We start from the raw sequence: 18,760 nt of genomic DNA, 5'->3' as shown, positions 1-18,760 counted from the left end.
CGAAACAGGATTTCGCCAGGTTAGTGTATGCTTTTTAAAGGTACAATCATTTTGAATAATTAGAAATGTATTGTTAACATTTATATCAAATTATCAACAAAAACCTTACAAATACACATAAAAGTAAAAAGGTGCCTTTCCTATATGATACTGGGTTGCTTTAGTACAGTTTTTGCCATGTAATTATCAAAGATACCGACGGTAAACTTAATGTACAGTTTACGTTCTGGTTTAATATCGATGATACATTTACAGCCGAAATCAAAAGTTATGAAAAAAGCTTTTTTAACCTTAGCCCTTATAACAGCCTGCTTCGTGGCCTGCTTTGCAGCCATTGCCGGAATGGCCGGTAAATGGGAAGGTAAACTTGAAACAGAAACCGGCGAGGTTTATCCGTTGCTTTATAATTTTCAGATAGATGGCAATAAGCTTACCGGCACTGCCAAAACTCCTAAAGGTGACATGCCTATCGAAGATGGCAAAATAACAGGTGATAGTCTTAAATTTACAGTTAGTATCGAAAATATTCATATCGCCCACACAGGTAAATTTTATGGCGATTCTGTTGGTGTGGATATCGAAGCTAACGGTTCAAAAGCCCATAGCACTTTAAAAAGAGCTCAGTAACCCTGATTTTCCTGATTTAAGGATTACACGATATTTAAATAGCACAAAATATCATGTAATCATTTCATCCTATAAATCAAGGTTCTTATATTTATCTCAACCAAAATTCAATTTTATGAAAAAGATTTTTACTACTACTTTATTGGTAAGTTGCTTTATGATTTGCCTTGCGGCAATAGCTGATTTAAACGGCAAATGGTCAGGTAAACTGACTACAAGCGATGGCCAGGAATATCCATTATTATATAACTTTAAAGTTGACGGCGATAAATTAACCGGAACAGCTTTAACCCCGGAAGGAGATGTTGACATTAAAGAAGGTAAAACCAACGGCACCGATTTTTCATTTACCGTAGCTACCAGCGGTATCGTGATCCCACATACCGGTAAATTCATGGGCGATTCAATCAGTGTTGAACTGGATATCAACGGTTCAAAAAGCAGCTCGGTATTAAAAAGGCCGGTTGAGAAGAAGTAAGAATGTGCCACTAAGCGGTAAGGGCCTGTCAGTCTGAGCTTGTCGAAGATTCGCACGGATGCCCCACCCACCATGCTTCGACAAGCTTAGCATGACAGCAGAGCCACACTATTTAAAATATAAAAAAGAAAAACCTTACCGCTTGGTAAGGTTTTTCTTTTTTATTTAAACTTAAAGGCAACAAAATTGTATATAGTTTAAAATTACTGCATATAGGCATCTGCTTAAACTATATCAACAATGAAAAAGGAGTTCCTGGCGATTAGTGCGTTTGTTATTATTACCGTTTTTAGTTTTATTTCAATGGCCGATATCAACGGCAAATGGATAGGTTCATTAAAGCTTCCCGGCGATGACCATTTCCCCTTAAGTTATACTTTTAAGATAGATAGCGGCAAACTTACGGGTATAGCCCATGCTCCCCAAGGCGATGTTGCCATTACCGATGGCATGATCAACGGCGATAATTTTTCGTTCAGCATCCCGGTACCGGGCGGCAGTTCGCCCCATACCGGTAAGGTTTACCAGGACTCTATCGGTATGAACCTGGTTTACAAAGGCCAGCATATGCATGCTACGTTGAAACGGGGGCAATAAAGTGTTAAGTTCTAAGTCTTGAGTCGGAAGTCAGTTTCGAATGGAGACTTTGGACTTTGGACTTCAGACTTTCGACTTAGAACTTAAGCCTACCGACTTTTAACTAAAGTTGCGGATTAAGCTCGCAGGGTGTACCTTTGCGCCATGCTGCAACGTATTACAGCCTATTTACTCATCTTTTCGCTGATCACGGTCAACTTCTCGCGATTATTCATTTTCGCGGGTTTTGAACTGAACAGGAACTACATTGCCACCAAGCTTTGCGAAAACAGGAACAGACCCTGGCTGCATTGCGATGGTAAATGTTACTTCGCGAAAAAGATCAAACAGGCAGAGGACAAGCAGGCCAGCGACGAAAGGCAGTCGCAAAAGAGCCTCTTTCAGGAGGTTTATGTCATCAGCTCAACTGATGTTAAATTCCACTCCAGCCTGTTGCAGGTTATTTCAACCCCCTACACCCCAACCGTACCGGCCGATCGCCCGGTTACGATATTCCAGCCTCCCCAGTTAGGATAATCATTTCATTTTTATTGGTTTTTGATTGATGGTATAGGATAGCTATGTCAGTTATACAACTACAACTATGCTATTGCTATATCTACGTGGTAATTGCGCACGTATGGCATATATCCATTCCCTAAATCAAAAAACAATTGTCATTGGATTTGAAAAATGACAATTGCGTCCCTCTGTAGACTGAATCTGCATAGTTCGCGATTGCTTCGTCGTTCCTCCTCGCAATGACATATAGTACCCTACTCTACCCATTTTTTACACCGGGAGGCAACTCCTGTAATACTATATAATGAAACGATATTTAATCCTACTTATAACTTTTATACTTACTAAAACACTGGCTTACGGCCAAACAACACTCCAGGGTACCGTTACAGATGCCATTACCCATGAGGCCATCGCAGGCGCATCTATCTGTAAAACTGATGCTAAAACAGGCGAAAAGCTGGGCATGACCAATGCCAAAGGCCATTACAGCATCAATGTACAGGGCATCTCCCAAATCAAATTTGCCATGGTGGGATACAGTGCCCGCATTGTTGAAGTATCTGCCATAAAAGGCTCAAAACTTGACGTAGCGTTAGAGCCTTCAACTGTGGATTTGCAACCTGTTGTAGTAACGGCAAGCCGCGAAGGCCAGGCAAGGCAAGACGCTCCTATTGCCATCAGCAAGATTAATTCGACCCAGATCAAGGATACCAAAGCAACAGCGCTTTATCAGTTGCTGAACAAAGTAGCCGGCGTTTACATGGTGAACCTGGGCAACGAGCAACATACCATGGCTATCCGCCAGCCTATTACTTATAATGCACTTTATTTGTATATGGAAGATGGTGTGCCTATCCGCCCTACGGGAATCTTTAACCATAACTCGCTTTATGAAATTAACATGTCGGGGGTTAAAGATATCGAGGTGATCAAAGGACCGGCATCATCACTTTATGGCAGTAACTCCATTGGCGGAGCGGTTAACTTTATTACCCAGGGACCGCCTACCGGTTATGCAGGTAATGTTTCTGTTCAAGGCGATAATTACCATTACCGTCGTGTAGATGCCGATGGAGGGTTTACGCAAGGTAAGTTTGGCTTGTATGTAGGCGGATATGTAGCCCACCATGCCGATAGCTGGCAGGATTATTCTGATTTTGATAAATACTCTGCCAATTTCAAAACCACTTATGATTTCAGCGCCAAAACTAAACTCACAACTTCGGCAGCGTATAACTACCTCAATACCCAAACTCCTGGTAGTTTAGACAGCGCCCGTTTTTATGACCGCAGCTATGGATCAAACCAGCGCTTTACCTATCGTAAGGTAAAATCGTTCCGTGCCAGTACACGTTTAGATCATCAGTGGGACGATAAGAACAGCACTTTTGTAACCCTGTTTTTCCGCGGCAATTCAACCGCGCAATTGCCAAGCTATTTTATATCCGATGTTCGCGATGCAAACGGCGTTTACAAAAGCAGCAACGGGCAAGTGAACGATCAAAAATTTAACAGCTACGGCTTACTGGCGCAACACCGGGTTGATTTTGATTTCCTGCATTCGAGATTAATTGGCGGTGTTTATATGGATGATAGCCCGAGTTCATACTATGCTCAATACCTTGACATAACCAAAGATGTAGCCAACAACTATTACACCAGCTTCACCAACACCGGCAGGTATATCGATAATTACAAGATCAAGTTATTCAACACAGCTGCTTACGTTCAGTACGAGATCAAGCCAGTAGAAGCTTTGCGTATAGTAGGCGGTTTACGTTATGACAGGGTTCATTATAATTTTGACAATGAGATCCCCGCAGGGCAAACCAAATATAAACAGCAGGAAACCAACAATTTTAATATTGTGGCCCCCAAGCTGGGCATCACCTATAACTTTGGTAACAACAAAGGTATTTATGCCAACTACAGCGTAGGTTTCCAACCACCAGAAACCGGCGATTTATACAGCTCTCGTCAGCTTACACAACTTAAACAAGCTACTTTTGATAATTACGAAGCAGGCGGCTGGTTTTCGGCATTTAATAAAAAGCTATACTTTGAGCTAAGCATATTTGATTTGGAAGGCCATAACGAGATCATTAACCAGTTACTGCCTGATAACACCACCCAAAACCAAAACGCCGGTGCTACACGTCACCGCGGCATCGAATACTCGCTTACCGTAGCCCCTGTTAAAGAACTAACCTTCAGGTTTAGCGGTACCAACGCCAAACATACCTATGTTGAGTATAGCGAGGTGACCACCAATTACACAACAGGCACCAACACCGTAACCAACTATGATGGCAAGCGCATGAACAATGCTCCGGCCTGGATAGCAAACTCCGAGCTTACTTACAAACCACAATACCTGCCCGGCTTTAGGATAGCAACAGAGTGGCAGCACATTAACCAATATTTTACCAACCCAGCCAATACCAAAACTTATTCGGGTTATGATATCTATAATCTGCGTTTAGGTTACGATGTAAAAAGCAGCGTGTTGAAAGGCGCGGGCATCTGGTTCAATGTATTGAACTTAACCAATAAGCTTTACGCCACAACAGTAACCAGCAGCCAATACGGCGATACTTACAACGCCGCCCCTCCGCGTACATATACCCTTGGCATCAGTTATTCATTTTCAAAATATTGATCAATGGCATCAGCAGCAGTAAAAAGCAAGTTTTATAAATGGCACCGGATGTTGGGCTTAATAGCCCTCATCCCGGTAATATTCTGGACATTGAGCGGGCTTTCGCACCCGTTCATGTCCAACTGGTTCAGGCCGTCAATTGCGGAAGAAGTATTTAAACCATTGCCGCAAAGCGAGATGAAGCCGGCACTAAGCATTCAGCAGGTGCTGGATAAAAACAGCATTACAGCTATCCGGAATTTTGGACTGGTTAATTTTAACCATAATACCTATTACCAGGTATTGGATAAAGATAGCGTGTACAATTACTACTCGGCCAATGATGGTGTATTATTAAAAGATGGTGACAAGCTATATGCCACTTACCTGGCACGCTATTTTACGCAGGATTCGACATCTAAAATCAAAAAAATAGATTACCAAACAACATTTGATGGGCAATACCAGCCCATCAATCATCTTTTACCTGTCTGGAAAATCAGTTTTGATCGCCCGGATGGGATGGATATTTACATTGAAACCGCGCAAAGCCGCATGGGGACGTTCAATAATAATACCCGTAAGGTTTTCCTGTGGCTGTTTGAGCAGTTCCATACCTGGCAGTTTCTGGCCGATATTGGCGGAGATACTTTCCGGAATGTAGTATTGCTGGGCATTATGATAGTGATGCTGTTCGCCCTCATCAGCGGCCTTACCGTTTATGGTTTAATGTGGAAGAAATTTAAATCCGTCACCCAAAAGCGTAAAGAAAACGGCAGCGAGGATAAACGCATTGTACATCGTTATCACCGGCAAATTGGGATAATCGTTTCCTTTGTGATGTTTACGTTTGTGATCAGCGGTGCATTTCACCTTGTAGTAAAACTGCACAATACCGAAACACCAAAGCCCGATTACGGGCAGGTGATAGACAGGAAACAGTTATCCATCTCAAACCTGCAAATGCCTATTGCTGATAGTCTTGTAAAAAGAGTGGCCATAGTTAACTTTAGCGGTAACACATATTACCAGGTAACCGATAACAAAAAGCATATTTCCTACTTCAATACCTTAACCGGCAAAGAACAAATTAATGGAGATGAGGATTATGCCCGCTTTTTAAGTACCTATTACCATACCGTCCAGGATCCGGATAAGTTTTATGGCCGGGTAAAAGTTAGCCAGGTAAAGCAGTTTGATAACGAGTATGGATTCATCAACAAACGCCTCCCGGTTGAGCGGGTGAGCTACGCCGATGGCAGCAATTGGTACATTGAAACAACATCGTCAAAACTGGCTACAAAAGTTGCAGGTATTGACAGGGCCGAAGGGCTTTCTTTTATATTTTTACACAAGTATTTCGGCATGACCTGGGCGGGTAAGGATATCCGTGACATTGTGAGTATGCTGGCTGCCTTAGGTGTGCTGGTAGTATCATTATTCGGCCTTGCCTCATTCATTAAAAACAAGTAATCAATGAAAAAAAGCTTTATCATTTTGGCTTTAGCCAGCCTTGCACTTGGCGCCTGTAGCAGTTCGGTTAAAAGCACCGGCAAAACCGACAGCACCGCCACTGTAAAGAAAAAAGGTAAGTACACCTGTACCATGCATCCCGATCTTACTTTTGACAAACCCGGTACCTGCCCTAAATGCGGCATGGCTTTGGTTGAAAGGGACACTACAGAGGATAAGAAATAAAGACGATATCTGTCCACAACGTTATTGCTAGGCACGAAGCAATCCCCGATTAGCAGCTCCACCCTGTATAGTTCGCGATTGCTTCGTTCCTCGCAATGACGCTTTTATAGTATTTTAAAAGTTCGTAACAATTGAGCGGTTCACCCGTCTCATTCCTACAAACAAATCAACTTATCCGCGGTTATACCCCTTGTTACAAATAATTCATTAATTTTGGCGCTGATGAAAAAGGTGGAAGTATTAAAACTTATTGACTTGGTTGAAGAGATCAAGAAACTTGATGAACTCATACAACAAAGTCGCAGTAAGAAAACTTCTGATTTCGTGATCAATCAATACGAGGCTAAAAAACTTAAACTCATCGGCTCAACCATTACAGAACTGGCCTCTGCTCCAATTCAATCCATTGAAAGCTATCAGCTTATTCAAAAAATCCTGAATAAGTATTACCCTAACGTATCAGAAGATAGCCTGCTCAGCAATGAAGATATCAGCAAAATAGCTACCGCTATTTAATCAGGTTGTTTATTAAAAAGGCGGGTAGATAGATGCCGTTTGCTCCAGCGATTCGTCTCCTTTCCAGAAAGTAGTACCGGGATGGAAATGTTTCCATGAATGCCAGTACTCCTGGTAAGCCTGTATTTTGGCAAGGCGCTGCCCTTTTTGCAAACCGGAAAGGCATAAACCATCCCAATCCCAAACCGAAGCTGTTTCTTCATCGGTAAGCATGCCTTTATCGTCCAATTTAAAATGAAGCGTTTTGCCGTTTACCGAAGTATTCCAGGCGTGATAGCTCAGGCTGTCCTTTTCGATACCAATAAGTAGCGAGCTTTTGTTTAGTTCGTCATTAAGCAGGCGTTTGGCATACATGTGGCGCCAGTCGTAGGCCTTCGCTCTTCCGTTGATGATCACCCCAATAACCCAGCTTTTACGCATCAGGGAATCTTTATTTTTTAAGGTACTATCGCGATCAACAAACTGTACGCGGTCATAGTTTTTTAAGTCGGCATAATCAGCAGTATATAACCTGTCGGGCTGCAGGATCAGCGTTTCGGGATGTTTCTGTAACCACGAAGCAAGCGTCATCTGCTCATAGGGCAATTCCGTTAATTGCTGACCTTTAAGTTTACCAACGGCAGCATTCCCTGTAGCCTGATACCACCATGTTTTTGTGCTTTCGTCCTCAATAATAGCGTTATAATGCCTTGCCCCCACCAGTCTGAAGTTTTGCCTCACTCCGTTGATAAGCGGACTGTAGACCCTGCCGGTACGGCACATGGTACAATAAGTAACCAATACAGGTTTATTACCTACCTCATCCTGTAACTTATGATGATAACCGAGATATATGAGTGGGTAAGCCTTTGCTACGCCGTTATTTACCACACCAACCACCAGGTAGTTTAGTGGCACATGATTGCTCAAACCGTTTGTAAAAACAGCTTTTTCTGTTTCTTTAAACATGGTTTCGGCTTTATACATATAATCGGTGATGTAAAAGCTGCCTAAACAAAGTACAAAAACAGCAGCTTTAACGGCCTTTTGTTTAAAGGTATTTTTATTGTAGAATTTAAACAGATACCAGACGATAAACAGCATTCCGATCAGGCGCAGAGGCATAATCACTTTTTCAAGATAATAACAAACGGTTATGGCATTAAGATCCTGACTGCCGGGAAAGGGCATTAACAGATAAGCATGAATAAGACCCGGCACTACCAGCAGGATAATGCCTATCCAGAATATTTTAGCACTGTTCCATCTCATGCTTAGTCAATAAATCTTGAGCAATGGGTTTAATCTCAAAAGTTTATAATCGGTTTATAATTTCCTAATTTATAAAAATTTACAAATACAAAAAATTATCGTAGAAATAAAAAAGCAACTGGCTGTTATAGCCGGCGCTTAAATTTTACTTTGCCCTTACGGGGATAGCAACCGTAGCTATTAAATTTGTTTAAACACTAAATAAGAAATGATGAAAGTAGAAATATGGTCGGACGTGATGTGCCCGTTTTGTTATATAGGCAAACGCAGGTTTGAGGAAGCACTTGCCGGGTTGGATGGAAAGGATCAAATTGAGATTGAATGGAAAAGCTTTCAGCTAAATCCCGATCTTAAAACCAACCCCAACATCAGCATTAATCAATATCTGGCAGATATAAAAGGCTGGACACTTGATCATGCCGAACAGATGAATAATCATGTTACCCAAATGGCGGCTCAGGCCGGCCTTACCTATGATTTCAGCAAATCGGTAGTAGCAAACAGTTTTAACGCGCACAGGCTGGCTCATCTGGCAAAAAAACATGGCCTGGGCGATGCTGCCGAAGAGGCTTTGTTTAAGGCATATTTTACCGAAGGCCGCAATATTGATGACAACCAAACCCTTATTGAGCTGGGTACAGCGATAGGCCTCAACGCCGATGAAATTAAACTAACGCTTGAAACCGACAGCTATGCCGATGATGTAAAACACGACATTGCCGAGGCTCAATACTTAGGCGTACGAGGCGTTCCGTTTTTTGTAATGAACCGTAAATATGCGGTTTCCGGCGCGCAGGAAGTGGCGGTTTTTAAAGATACACTTGCCAAAGCTTTCGCGGGCTGGCAACTGGAAAACCCTAAACCCGCATTTGATATTATTGAAGGAGAATCATGTAGTCCGGACGGAGACTGCGGCTAAAAAATCTTCACAAACCTTTTCACAATATATTTGTATCCAAAAAATCATATTTGCGTACAAAGGGTTAAAATACTTATATTTAAATTATTAAAACCATAAACTATCACACCCTTTGTATGCATATGAAGAAAAATTACCATAAAGTAATTACTCTCCTATTTATAACAGCCTCCATAAGCAGTTGTAAACTCGATCCACCACTTGGCCCCGACAAAGAAACAAAAGCAATTGCAGTAACCCCGACTACCGGAACAGGTACTGGGACGGGAACGGGTACAGGAACTGGTACAGGTACAGGTACAGGTACAGGAACAGGCACTGGTACAGGAACAGGTACAGGTACAGGTACGGGAACAGGTACAGGTACAGGTACAGGAACGGGTACAGGCACCGGAACGGGTACAGGTACGGGTACAGGAACTGATCCCGGGGCTACCAATATAACCGGAGATGGATTAGCTATAGGCGCTGTGGGTACTATTATATTTAAGATCGACGGAAAGACTTATACCGATAAAACAACCTCTTTTTCAGTCATTCTTGATTCTAACACCCCACCGGTACCCGACGGGGACGCATATATAACCGGTGGTGGCGACTATGATTTGTTCCTCGGTTTTGATGGTAAATCTACAGGCACATTCAACCTGAAAAAATTAGCCATTGGCGAGCTTGAGCTTATGCCAGGCTTAGGAAAGGTAAAAGTTACACAATTTGCAACAAGCGGCTACCTCGGAACCATTCAGGGAACATTCCAGGCCGATATGCAGGATTTCTTTACTGACGAAATTCACCGAAATGTTCAGGGCTCGTTTAATTTGAAACAATAAGGCTCAAAACACAGAAACCCCGGCTTATATTTAAGTCGGGGTTTCTATTTTACCGCAATTATTCCACCTAAAAGTAAAAAACGATTTAGCTTATTAAAAGTATAATTAATTACCTTATATTTGTGTGGTTTATTCATAGTGTCAAATTGACACTATGAATACTATTTTAACATGAGCAACTTACCCAATTCAAAAGATACCATCAACAAACTTACACTACGTATTGCCGTAGGGGCTATGTTTTTTATGGCGGGGTTAAGTTTCTCAAGCTGGGCATCGCGCATTGCCACTGTTCAGCAAAACATGGGCTTGTCCGAAGCGGGTTTAGGTGCTGTATTGTTTGCTTTGCCTGTTGGTTTGATGTGCTCCTTGCCTTTCTCCGGTTGGATCATTACCAAAATAGGCAGTAAAAAACTGGTTATTGGCGCTCTATTAGTTTACGCTATGGCAATGGTAACTTTAGGCCTGGCGCAAAATACCTTCCAGCTTATCATATGCCTGCTTTGCTTTGGCTTTGCAAGCAACTCCGTAAACATAGCTGTAAATACGCAGGCTGTAGCTACCGAGCAGCTTTACCAACGTCCTATCATGGCATTTTTTCACGGCTTGTGGAGTCTGGCCGGTTTTACCGGTGCCGGCATAGGCACTTTTATGATAGCCAAGGGGATTGCCCCATTTCATCATTTTTCACTAATGCTGGTAGTGATAGGTATTGGTGTTGCAGTAGCCGCCCGTTACCTGAAAGATGATAAAGTGACTGATGCAGGCCCCGTATTTGTAATGCCGGATAAATCACTTATCAAATTAGGTATTATCGCTTTCTGTTCGATGATTTGCGAAGGCGCCATGTTTGACTGGAGTGTGATTTACTTTAAGAAGGTTGTACTTGCTCCGCAGGCATTGGTTGGTATAGGATTTACCACATTTATGTTCACCATGGCGGGTGGCCGCTTTGTTGCCGACTGGTTCGCGCATAAATTTGGATTAAAACGTACCTTACAGGTCAGCGGTTCGTTAACTGCCACAGGCTTGTTAATAGCAGTTGCTTTTCCTCATGTTTATACCGCTATGGCAGGTTTTTTACTGGTTGGCGCGGGCGTGTCATCGGTAGTACCAATGGTTTACAGCGCAGCGGGCAAATCAAAAACAATGTTACCGGGAGTAGCTTTGGCAGCTGTATCAACCATCGGCTTCATGGGCTTTTTAGTTGGCCCGCCGGTTATCGGTTTTATAGCAGGTATTGCCACACTTCGTGCTTCATTTATCCTGATTGCCTGTATGGGAATCTCGGTGGTGGTGGTATCAACCATGGCCAAAATCGATTCGGATAAAACCCAGGAAAAATTACCCGACGAAACTGCAACCGTTGATTTTAGCCCTCCCGTTCCAGATCCTCAGCAGCTGGATTAAGCAAGTACTCAAACTGCTCGTATCCGTTGTGGAAAACAAACTTCAGCCTCTCCTTCGGTAAATTAATATCCAAAGCCATCAGCGCCAGCGTTTCGGGCAGGTTATCCCTGATCAGTTTCAGATCGGTAACGTGGGGCATCTCTACAAAAATATCATCTCCCTGCGCTTTTATTTCCCAACCATATACGTGGGCGTTTTGCAATGTATTTATCCATTTTTGCTGATAGTTGTTCATAGCTGATATTTTATTGGTAAATACTTTACTGCCGCTTTTTGTTTTACCCGGGTGGTATTCGAAGGGGCATTTCGTCAAGAAATCAAACTTAATTACTTATTTTAGGCAACAATGAAACAAAGCTACCCTATTGATAAAATTACACAGCCGGTAAGCAAATTCATAAACCAGGAACATACAGGTGGTATTGTGCTTTTTATCAGCGTCATTATAGCCATAATATGGGTAAACTCACCTTTTCAGCATAGTTATCATGAGCTTTGGGATCTCAAACTGTCCTTAGGCTTTGATAAATATGTTTTAGACCATCCCTTGCACCTCTGGATCAACGACGGCCTCATGGCTTTGTTCTTTTTCGTGATTGGCCTCGAACTGAAACGTGAGTTTATGGCCGGCGAATTATCCTCAGTAAAAAAAGCATCACTCCCCATGTTCGCTGCTTTAGGCGGAATGCTTGTACCTGCTTTGATCTTCTTCCTTTTCAACGCGGGTAAACCATCGGCCCATGGCTGGGGTATCCCGATGGCTACCGATATTGCTTTCGCATTGGCCCTATTATCTATGGCCGGCAAACATATTCCATCATCAGTAAAAGTTTTCTTGTCTGCATTAGCAGTTGCTGATGACCTTGGGGCCGTTTTAGTTATCGCCCTGTTTTATAGCAGCCATATAGCACTTATGCCGCTTACTGTTGGAGTTTGGTTATTGGTGCTGCTGCTTATTGGCAATAAAATGGGGATCAGGAGCACTCCCTTTTACCTGATAATAGGTTTTGCTGTTTGGATAGCCTTTTTACTCTCGGGCATTCATGCAACTATTGCTGGTGTACTGGTGGCCTTTACAATACCGGCACGCACACGGATCAATGAGGCGGGCTACGCTCGATCGGTAAAACAATACCTGATTGATTTCGAAAATGAAATACCCAATAACAGCACCCTTATTACTCCCGAACAGCACCATCTTATTGATAACATAAAGAAACTAAGTCTTGACGCCGAAACTCCTCTTCAAAAAATTGAGCATGCACTGCACCCCTGGGTAGCATTTGTAATTATGCCGCTTTTTGCTTTAGCTAACGCGGGAATTGTGATTGGTCATGACTTTTTTTCGTCGCTTATTAATCCGGTGAGCATGGGTGTAACCATTGGCTTGCTGGCCGGGAAGTTTACCGGCGTATTGTTATTTACCTGGCTCATGGTAAAGTTTGGCGCTCAACTCCCCGCAGGTTCAACCTGGAAACAAATGACCGGCGTGGCTTTATTGGCCGGCGTTGGGTTTACCATGTCGTTGTTTATTTCGGCGCTGGCTTTTGACCAGGCCGAAATGATTGAACAGGCTAAATATGGGATCTTATTAGCTTCATTATTGGCGGGAATATCGGGATTGGTTGTTTTAAAGCAGAAAGCGTAAGGCTAAAAGCAAAACGCCTTCTTTTTGCTATGAACTATCATCCATGAACTATGAACTACTGTTTCCAGTTAGGTTTACCATAAATACTTAGCGGCGTTATCCTGTTTTGAAAAATGGTTTGCGTACTTTTATAAAACTTTATAAAATCATCGGCACTGGTTTGACCGGGATAGGGCACATAGTAATGATGATCATTTCCGTTGCGCCAGGCCATTACATATGAAACTTTATGTTTAGCAAGGGTTTTCAGTAACACATCTGTCCACCAGTTAGCAATGGGTATACCTTCATAGCCGGTTTCTGGCAGGCATGATATTTTACGGTGCTTCGCGGCGATGGCATCAACAATACCCAGGCGTTTATCCAATTTAGCTTGATAACCTTCAACGCTTTGCGTACAATAATTATCGAATCCTATAAAATCGGCATATGCATCGCCCGGGTAGCGTTCCAGAAATTCATCTTCCGATTCAAAATCGGCCGCCGAATATACAATGAGCAGGTTATGCAGTTTCTTTTTATCCCGCAAATAATCGATAGTAAAGCGCCACAGCGTTTTAAACTCCTCGGGCGTACTGGTGTTTTTACACCACCAAAACCAATTGCCTGTAAGCTCATGAAAAGGGCGGAACAATATAGGGATTGCTTCGCCTTCCGCCCCTTTCATATCTGCTAAATAATTTGCAGCCCGATCCAGATAGGCAACGTAAGCACTATTAAAGGTACCACCCGGAATCAAATCTTTAACCGTATGCTGCGTTGTATCCCAGGCCGTTTTACCATTGGCAGGGTTATCCATGTGCCAACAAAAAGTATTGATCCCTCCGCGCGTGTAAACATCTTTTACAAACTGTTTTTGTTGTTTAAAAGCAATACCGTTGATATCATGAATACTATCATGCTCAATCCGGGCCAGGTCCCAGCCATACATGGCCGGGTATGCCCCGGTAACGCTTTTCACATCTGAGCGTCCAGGCTCATCGCGCCAGCCAACCCCATAAGCTAAATCATCGTGATGTCCAAATATTATACCAACATTCAGCAAACGCTGCATACTATAGAAAAGCTGCCGGGTTTCGGCAGTAGCTTTTTTATCAGCAGGTTCAAATAGTTGCGCATTGACAGTTGAACTACTAACCAACATGCATAAAATAATTATTCCTTTAAAAAAACTATTCTTTGGCACTTATCTTCTTATTGATGCTTATGATTCAGCATTTGAAATTAAAGCTTTCCGGCTAAACTTCTGCCCGCATTATTTCTTATCGGCTACCAAGAACACCACTCCCCTTGCCGGCACATTTACTTTGATACCACCACTGGTAGCAGTTGAGCTTGCGGCGATGGTTTTATAATTTGAAGGGCCTCCATACGCAATGGCTGGGCCATTATCATTCACCAATACCTTAGTCGAAAACTCGCCGTTATCTGTACCTCCTTTTAGGGTGTAGTAATAGTAATTACTGCCTGTATAATAGTTGTTAAAGCTGATATTCACCACCTGATCGGTTGTGCTTTTATTAACCAACACCACACCCGCTTCGCCCGAATTAAATGATGAGGCATAGCTCACAATATCCGAGCTTCCGCTTACCGACGAACTGATCATTCTATCACCGAAGAACTTCTGGAAATAGTACATATAATAAAACGCAGGGCGTGGCGTAAAATCCGGCGCATCGGGCTGCCCATAGCTAAACAGACCATGATCGTCACCAGCAGGCGTGGTGCTCCAACCGTTTGCCAAGTCCCATCTGCTGGCCTGCCCGTACTGGTCTTTAATAATTTCGCCTAAAACCATTACAGCATGTACACCTGCAATGTTGGAAATCTGCTGCTTTGAACCCGACGAAAATATATTCCATTCGGTAAGTGAGATAGGTTTCTGTGGTATCCCAGCGGTTTGTATCGCTCCCTTAACATAATCCATCATTGTTTTTGATGATGCCGGCGCGGTGTTAAGTATAGTTAAGGCGTTTGAGTTTTCATTATAGTTGGTGTAATAGTTATGCACTATAAAAAAGTCGGCCTTGTCTCCTATCTGCCCCAACACACCGGGGTTCCAGTTAGCTACAATGGTGTGATTTGAATTATCGGCACTTTCATGCAGCACAGCGCCAATTTTTATGGCTGTACCAATATCAGCGGCAGCTTTACGCATCGAGTCGGCAAAAACTTTAAAATGTTTCCCGTACAAATCGCCGGTAATAATCGCCGGTTGCCCATCCTTGTTTTTGCTTACATCAATGCGGTAACAGGCTTCCCAATTGCCATAACACTCATTGCCAACCTCCCAATATTTTGTTTTACCCTTATCATAACGCACCCACTGCGCGGCAAGATGCGCCGCGGTAGCAACAGGATCATCGCTGGTACCATACCTTGCATAGGCATAATTTACCGTGATAATACCGGTAGTATTTGTTTTTTGAAGCAGATTGTAATAATTGCTTAAACTCAACGACCAGCCATCATTCACATTACCACTCCAATAACCTGTTCCGCTATCAACCGAACCATCCGCTTTCAAAGGATGATCTGGCACATCGGCAGGTTTAGCGGAAGCAGGTAAATCCCAGAAATAGATATCTGAGATACTTCCTCCCGGTGCGCGGATAATATTTGGCGAAAGGTTGGTGATATTGGTTACCGTGCTGGCATCGGTATACTGCCCCGTAAAAGGGTTGATATTATTGCCGAACAGGTATTTAGACACTTTTGAAACCACCTGGCTAAAATCGGCAGTAACAGTTATTGAGGTACTGATTGTTGGCTTTGCGGCATCAACAGTAGCCGGTTTAGTGAAGGTTTTACCCTGCCAATCATCAAGGAAAAAACCTTGTGTTGCCGATACCGAAGGATCGGTTGGCGCTGTGATAGGGCCAGTCGCCCCGCCATTACCCTGATCAACAACAACCGGAGCTGGATCGGGCGCAGGCTTGCTGCCTTTTTTGCATGCCACCATAATCAAGATGGCAAAAGGCAAAACCGCTATGAACACTTTTATTAATTTCATTTCAATGTTTTTATTCGTTTAATAATTTCTATACACGCCCGGCTGTTATGATACGGGCATTTCCAGAGGCCGGCCTTATCTTCGCCCGGCATAATACTGCCATCGGCTTTAATGCCCCAAAACCATTCGCCGTTTTGTTTATCTAATATTTTATCTTTTACAAAAGCCCAGTTATTGAGGGCAAGCTGAAGGTATTTTTCATTACCGCTCACCTGCCATGCATTGTAAAAACCAACTATGGCTTCGGCCTGTACCCACCAGTGTTTTTCTTTAATGAGATGACCTTCTACCGGCTCATATTCATACCATAAACCGCCATCTGCATCCAAACCTTGTATAGTTGCTTCTGCTATCGCGATGCAAACGTTATTGATCTTTGCTATCATTTCATTGTTACCGATAACTTCGGCAGCCTCCAGCAAAAGCCAGGTAGCTTCAATATCGTGTCCATACGATACGGTGTCCGAACGGCGGTTCCAGTTCTCATCAAAAAACAGCACAAGGTGCCCCGTTACAGCATCAATAAAATGATCAAAGAAGTTATTGATCAGGGTTTCAATCTGTTGTTTAAGTCCATCATCAGGCCAGATGCGGTACAGGTTGGTATAAGCTTCAAGTACGTGCAGGTGGGTGTTCATGGTCTTTTTTTCGTTGGCATCCTTGGCGCTTAACCTCAGATCACCAAGCGGTTGCCAATCGCACGTGAAGGCTTCGAAGTACCCGGTTTTATCCTGATCATAGCTTTTGGCTACCAAAAGCCGATACAGGCTAATGGCCTCTTCCCTTACCGTTTCAAGCTTTGAGGCGATATAGTATTCACTTAGGGCATAAATAACAAAGGCATTGGCATATACCTGTTTCTTGGTGTCAAGCCTACTGCCCTTATAATCAACTGACCAGTAAACACCACCAAAGTCGTTATCAACAAAGCACGTTTTAATATAATCATAAGCCCGACTGGCCGCCCGCAGGTAAGCCTCATCAGGGTTTTGATTATAAGCAGCCGAAAAACTCCACAGGATCCGCGCGTTTAGCACCGACCCCTTGGCCGCGTATGCTGTAACCTGATTATCATTATCAATCTTGCCCCAAAAACCACCATTCACTTCATCAACTGTATAGCTGAGCCAATAGCTAAGGATGTTTTTTAATTCATCTGTTAGCTCGATGCTAAAGGCATGAAGCTGATCTTCTGAAATGATGTTTAATGATTGAGCCATATTATTTATCGTAGTTTACAGGCATACGCCTCCCATAACAGCATTTAACACGCGTTGAATGGTGTATGGTTTTAGATGTTTAGTAATTAGTTAGGTGTTTGTAAGGATGTATTCCTTAAACAAAGAACACACCCCTACACTCTCTCAAGAGGGGAATCGCACCACCCCTGCTTAAAAGACGAAGAACATATAATCAGAGGCTAAGAGTTCAGGCGCTGGCTTCCTGTAACTGACCCAAGCCTTTGTTTTTATCAATGATGTTATATACCGCCTGTACTGACGAGGCCGAACGCAAGGCATCCGCAGGTGTATTCATCGCATAATCAATCAACTTATCAACTGTAGTGGTAGCAACATGCATGCGGGTATCTGATGACGCATAATAAACATATACCGTTCCGTCCTCATCGGATATCCAACCATTGCAGAACACCACATTAGATACATCACCTACACGCTCATCTCCAACCGGGGCCAGAAAGTATCCCGCAGGCTGGTAAATTACTTGAGTGAGGTCGTGCAGATCGGTCATAAACAGATATAGTACATAGCGTAAACCCGCGGCCGTATTACGTACACCATGCGCAAGGTGCAGCCAGCCTTTTTCTGTTTTAATAGGTGCCGGCCCCTGCCCGTTCTTGGCTTCGTAAACTGTATGATAACTTTTGTTATGAATGATGGTTTCTGTATCAACTACTGCGTTCTCCATAGTATCGCACAAGCCAAAACCTATGCCACCGCCGGTACCGGCGCTTATAAAACCATCCTGCGGACGCGTATACAAAGCATATTTACCGTCGACAAATTCAGGGTGTAAAACCACATTACGCTGCTGGGGCGAATTGGTTTTCAGATCGGGCAGGCGCTCCCATTTTACCAGGTCTTTTGTGCGCGCAATACCACAGGCTGCAACCGCCATCGACTGATCATGTGACGGCGCTTCAGGGTCACGACGCTCGGTACAAAAAAGCCCGTAGATCCAGCCATCCTCATGCAGGGTAAGACGCATATCGTATACGTTAGTATCCGGATCTTCAGTTTGAGGCAACTCAATAGGATAATCCCAGAATTTAAAACCATTGACACCATCTTCACTTTCGGCTACGGCAAAAAATGATTTACGATCGACCCCTTCAACGCGGGCTACCATAAGGTATTTGCCGTTGAACTTTATAGCACCCGCATTAAAAACGGCGTTAATACCAAAGCGTTCCATTAAATGCGGATTGGTTTTGGCGTCAAGATCATACCGCCACTCCAGCGGGGTATGGGCGGCTGTAAGCACAGGATATTTAAACCGGCTGAAAATACCGTTGCCAGTTTCCTCAACCTGATTTTTCCGGTTAATTAATTGCTCTTGTTCGGCTTGTAATTGGCTTAGTCTTTGGTTAAATTCCTGCGTCATATA

18 protein-coding genes are annotated in these 18,760 nt (G+C 43.2%); 12 read left to right on the top strand and 6 right to left on the bottom strand.

Annotated elements, in window-relative coordinates; all coding sequences use genetic code 11:
- Window positions 1–270: 270 nt before the first annotated feature.
- From DUL71_RS03690 to DUL71_RS03655, 8 genes are all read left to right on the top strand, one after another.
- A complete protein-coding gene (locus tag DUL71_RS03690; RefSeq protein WP_154402312.1) occupies window positions 271–627 on the top strand; it encodes a glycoside hydrolase in 357 nt (118 codons plus the stop codon).
- Between the two features lie 115 nt (window positions 628–742).
- Window positions 743–1,105 carry a glycoside hydrolase gene (locus tag DUL71_RS03685; RefSeq protein ID WP_114936782.1) on the top strand — a complete coding sequence of 121 codons (363 nt, stop codon included), beginning with the start codon at window positions 743–745 and terminating at the stop codon, window positions 1,103–1,105.
- 240 nt (window positions 1,106–1,345) lie between these two features.
- Entirely contained in the window at window positions 1,346–1,702 is a 357-nt protein-coding gene (locus tag DUL71_RS03680) for a hypothetical protein (RefSeq protein WP_114936781.1), read from the top strand.
- 144 nt (window positions 1,703–1,846) lie between these two features.
- Window positions 1,847–2,218, top strand: coding sequence for a hypothetical protein (locus tag DUL71_RS03675; RefSeq protein WP_114936780.1), 372 nt, complete (start codon window positions 1,847–1,849; stop codon window positions 2,216–2,218).
- 289 nt (window positions 2,219–2,507) lie between these two features.
- A complete protein-coding gene (locus DUL71_RS03670) occupies window positions 2,508–4,865 on the top strand; it encodes a TonB-dependent receptor (protein WP_114936779.1) in 2,358 nt (785 codons plus the stop codon).
- 3 nt (window positions 4,866–4,868) lie between these two features.
- Window positions 4,869–6,317: a PepSY-associated TM helix domain-containing protein gene (locus DUL71_RS03665; protein ID WP_114936778.1), complete on the top strand. Its 1,449-nt coding sequence runs from the start codon at window positions 4,869–4,871 to the stop codon at window positions 6,315–6,317.
- A 3-nt stretch (window positions 6,318–6,320) separates the two neighbouring features.
- Window positions 6,321–6,542, top strand: coding sequence for a heavy metal-binding domain-containing protein (locus DUL71_RS03660; protein WP_114936777.1), 222 nt, complete (start codon window positions 6,321–6,323; stop codon window positions 6,540–6,542).
- Window positions 6,543–6,764: 222 nt separating this feature from the next.
- Window positions 6,765–7,058, top strand: coding sequence for a hypothetical protein (locus DUL71_RS03655; RefSeq protein WP_114936776.1), 294 nt, complete (start codon window positions 6,765–6,767; stop codon window positions 7,056–7,058).
- 12 nt (window positions 7,059–7,070) lie between these two features.
- Here DUL71_RS03655 and DUL71_RS03650 read toward each other — a convergent pair whose 3' ends face one another.
- Window positions 7,071–8,309 (bottom strand): DUF3179 domain-containing (seleno)protein, encoded by a 1,239-nt coding sequence (locus DUL71_RS03650; protein WP_114936775.1) that lies wholly within the window; start codon window positions 8,307–8,309, stop codon window positions 7,071–7,073.
- 208 nt (window positions 8,310–8,517) lie between these two features.
- On the opposite strand from DUL71_RS03650, the gene DUL71_RS03645 reads away from it, so the two are divergent.
- From DUL71_RS03645 to DUL71_RS03635, 3 genes are all read left to right on the top strand, one after another.
- Window positions 8,518–9,228: a DsbA family oxidoreductase gene (locus DUL71_RS03645; protein ID WP_244228694.1), complete on the top strand. Its 711-nt coding sequence runs from the start codon at window positions 8,518–8,520 to the stop codon at window positions 9,226–9,228.
- Between the two features lie 122 nt (window positions 9,229–9,350).
- Window positions 9,351–10,058, top strand: a complete 708-nt coding sequence (locus tag DUL71_RS32345; RefSeq protein WP_208645468.1) for a hypothetical protein — start codon at window positions 9,351–9,353, stop codon at window positions 10,056–10,058.
- Between the two features lie 171 nt (window positions 10,059–10,229).
- A complete protein-coding gene (locus DUL71_RS03635) occupies window positions 10,230–11,468 on the top strand; it encodes an MFS transporter (protein ID WP_114936773.1) in 1,239 nt (412 codons plus the stop codon).
- Here DUL71_RS03635 and DUL71_RS03630 read toward each other — a convergent pair.
- Window positions 11,431–11,703, bottom strand: coding sequence for a hypothetical protein (locus DUL71_RS03630; RefSeq protein WP_154402311.1), 273 nt, complete (start codon window positions 11,701–11,703; stop codon window positions 11,431–11,433). The genes DUL71_RS03635 and DUL71_RS03630 overlap by 38 nt on opposite strands.
- Window positions 11,704–11,814: 111 nt before the next feature.
- Between DUL71_RS03630 and nhaA the strand changes: the two genes are divergently transcribed.
- Entirely contained in the window at window positions 11,815–13,116 is a 1,302-nt protein-coding gene (gene nhaA / locus DUL71_RS03625) for a Na+/H+ antiporter NhaA (RefSeq protein WP_114936771.1), read from the top strand.
- Between the two features lie 55 nt (window positions 13,117–13,171).
- Here nhaA and DUL71_RS03620 read toward each other — a convergent pair whose 3' ends face one another.
- The 4 genes from DUL71_RS03620 to DUL71_RS03605 all read right to left on the bottom strand — a co-directional run bounded on the left by DUL71_RS03620 (window position 13,172) and on the right by DUL71_RS03605 (window position 18,757).
- The gene (locus DUL71_RS03620; protein ID WP_114936770.1) at window positions 13,172–14,260 is read right to left on the bottom strand and encodes a glycoside hydrolase family 26 protein; all 1,089 of its coding nucleotides are present in this window, start codon (window positions 14,258–14,260) and stop codon (window positions 13,172–13,174) included.
- Between the two features lie 111 nt (window positions 14,261–14,371).
- A complete protein-coding gene (locus tag DUL71_RS03615; protein WP_114936769.1) occupies window positions 14,372–16,132 on the bottom strand; it encodes an alpha-L-arabinofuranosidase in 1,761 nt (586 codons plus the stop codon).
- Window positions 16,129–17,352 carry an AGE family epimerase/isomerase gene (locus DUL71_RS03610; RefSeq protein WP_114936768.1) on the bottom strand — a complete coding sequence of 408 codons (1,224 nt, stop codon included), beginning with the start codon at window positions 17,350–17,352 and terminating at the stop codon, window positions 16,129–16,131. The genes DUL71_RS03615 and DUL71_RS03610 overlap by 4 nt, the downstream gene beginning before the upstream one ends.
- A 208-nt stretch (window positions 17,353–17,560) precedes the next feature.
- A complete protein-coding gene (locus tag DUL71_RS03605; protein WP_114936767.1) occupies window positions 17,561–18,757 on the bottom strand; it encodes a glycoside hydrolase family 130 protein in 1,197 nt (398 codons plus the stop codon).
- Between the last annotated feature and the right edge of the window lie 3 nt (window positions 18,758–18,760).

It is taken from the genome of Mucilaginibacter endophyticus (assembly GCF_003351025.1).
Taxonomy (GTDB): domain Bacteria; phylum Bacteroidota; class Bacteroidia; order Sphingobacteriales; family Sphingobacteriaceae; genus Mucilaginibacter; species Mucilaginibacter endophyticus.
Note: the sequence above shows the minus strand (reverse complement) of the source record. Positions and strands in the feature narration are given on the sequence as shown.

Excerpts from the sequence above, each read along its gene's own strand:
- DUL71_RS03690 (WP_154402312.1), top strand. The coding sequence starts at position 271 with ATGAAAAAAGCTTTTTTAACCTTAGCCCTTATAACAGCCTGCTTCGTG.
- DUL71_RS03685 (WP_114936782.1), top strand. The coding sequence starts at position 743 with ATGAAAAAGATTTTTACTACTACTTTATTGGTAAGTTGCTTTATGATT.
- DUL71_RS03680 (WP_114936781.1), top strand. The coding sequence starts at position 1,346 with ATGAAAAAGGAGTTCCTGGCGATTAGTGCGTTTGTTATTATTACCGTT.
- DUL71_RS03675 (WP_114936780.1), top strand. The coding sequence starts at position 1,847 with ATGCTGCAACGTATTACAGCCTATTTACTCATCTTTTCGCTGATCACG.
- DUL71_RS03670 (WP_114936779.1), top strand. The coding sequence starts at position 2,508 with ATGAAACGATATTTAATCCTACTTATAACTTTTATACTTACTAAAACA.
- DUL71_RS03665 (WP_114936778.1), top strand. The coding sequence starts at position 4,869 with ATGGCATCAGCAGCAGTAAAAAGCAAGTTTTATAAATGGCACCGGATG.
- DUL71_RS03660 (WP_114936777.1), top strand. The coding sequence starts at position 6,321 with ATGAAAAAAAGCTTTATCATTTTGGCTTTAGCCAGCCTTGCACTTGGC.
- DUL71_RS03655 (WP_114936776.1), top strand. The coding sequence starts at position 6,765 with ATGAAAAAGGTGGAAGTATTAAAACTTATTGACTTGGTTGAAGAGATC.
- DUL71_RS03650 (WP_114936775.1), bottom strand. The coding sequence starts at position 8,309 with ATGAGATGGAACAGTGCTAAAATATTCTGGATAGGCATTATCCTGCTG.
- DUL71_RS03645 (WP_244228694.1), top strand. The coding sequence starts at position 8,518 with ATGATGAAAGTAGAAATATGGTCGGACGTGATGTGCCCGTTTTGTTAT.
- DUL71_RS32345 (WP_208645468.1), top strand. The coding sequence starts at position 9,351 with ATGAAGAAAAATTACCATAAAGTAATTACTCTCCTATTTATAACAGCC.
- DUL71_RS03635 (WP_114936773.1), top strand. The coding sequence starts at position 10,230 with ATGAGCAACTTACCCAATTCAAAAGATACCATCAACAAACTTACACTA.
- DUL71_RS03630 (WP_154402311.1), bottom strand. The coding sequence starts at position 11,703 with ATGAACAACTATCAGCAAAAATGGATAAATACATTGCAAAACGCCCAC.
- nhaA (WP_114936771.1), top strand. The coding sequence starts at position 11,815 with ATGAAACAAAGCTACCCTATTGATAAAATTACACAGCCGGTAAGCAAA.
- DUL71_RS03620 (WP_114936770.1), bottom strand. The coding sequence starts at position 14,260 with ATGTTGGTTAGTAGTTCAACTGTCAATGCGCAACTATTTGAACCTGCT.
- DUL71_RS03615 (WP_114936769.1), bottom strand. The coding sequence starts at position 16,132 with ATGAAATTAATAAAAGTGTTCATAGCGGTTTTGCCTTTTGCCATCTTG.
- DUL71_RS03610 (WP_114936768.1), bottom strand. The coding sequence starts at position 17,352 with ATGGCTCAATCATTAAACATCATTTCAGAAGATCAGCTTCATGCCTTT.
- DUL71_RS03605 (WP_114936767.1), bottom strand. The coding sequence starts at position 18,757 with ATGACGCAGGAATTTAACCAAAGACTAAGCCAATTACAAGCCGAACAA.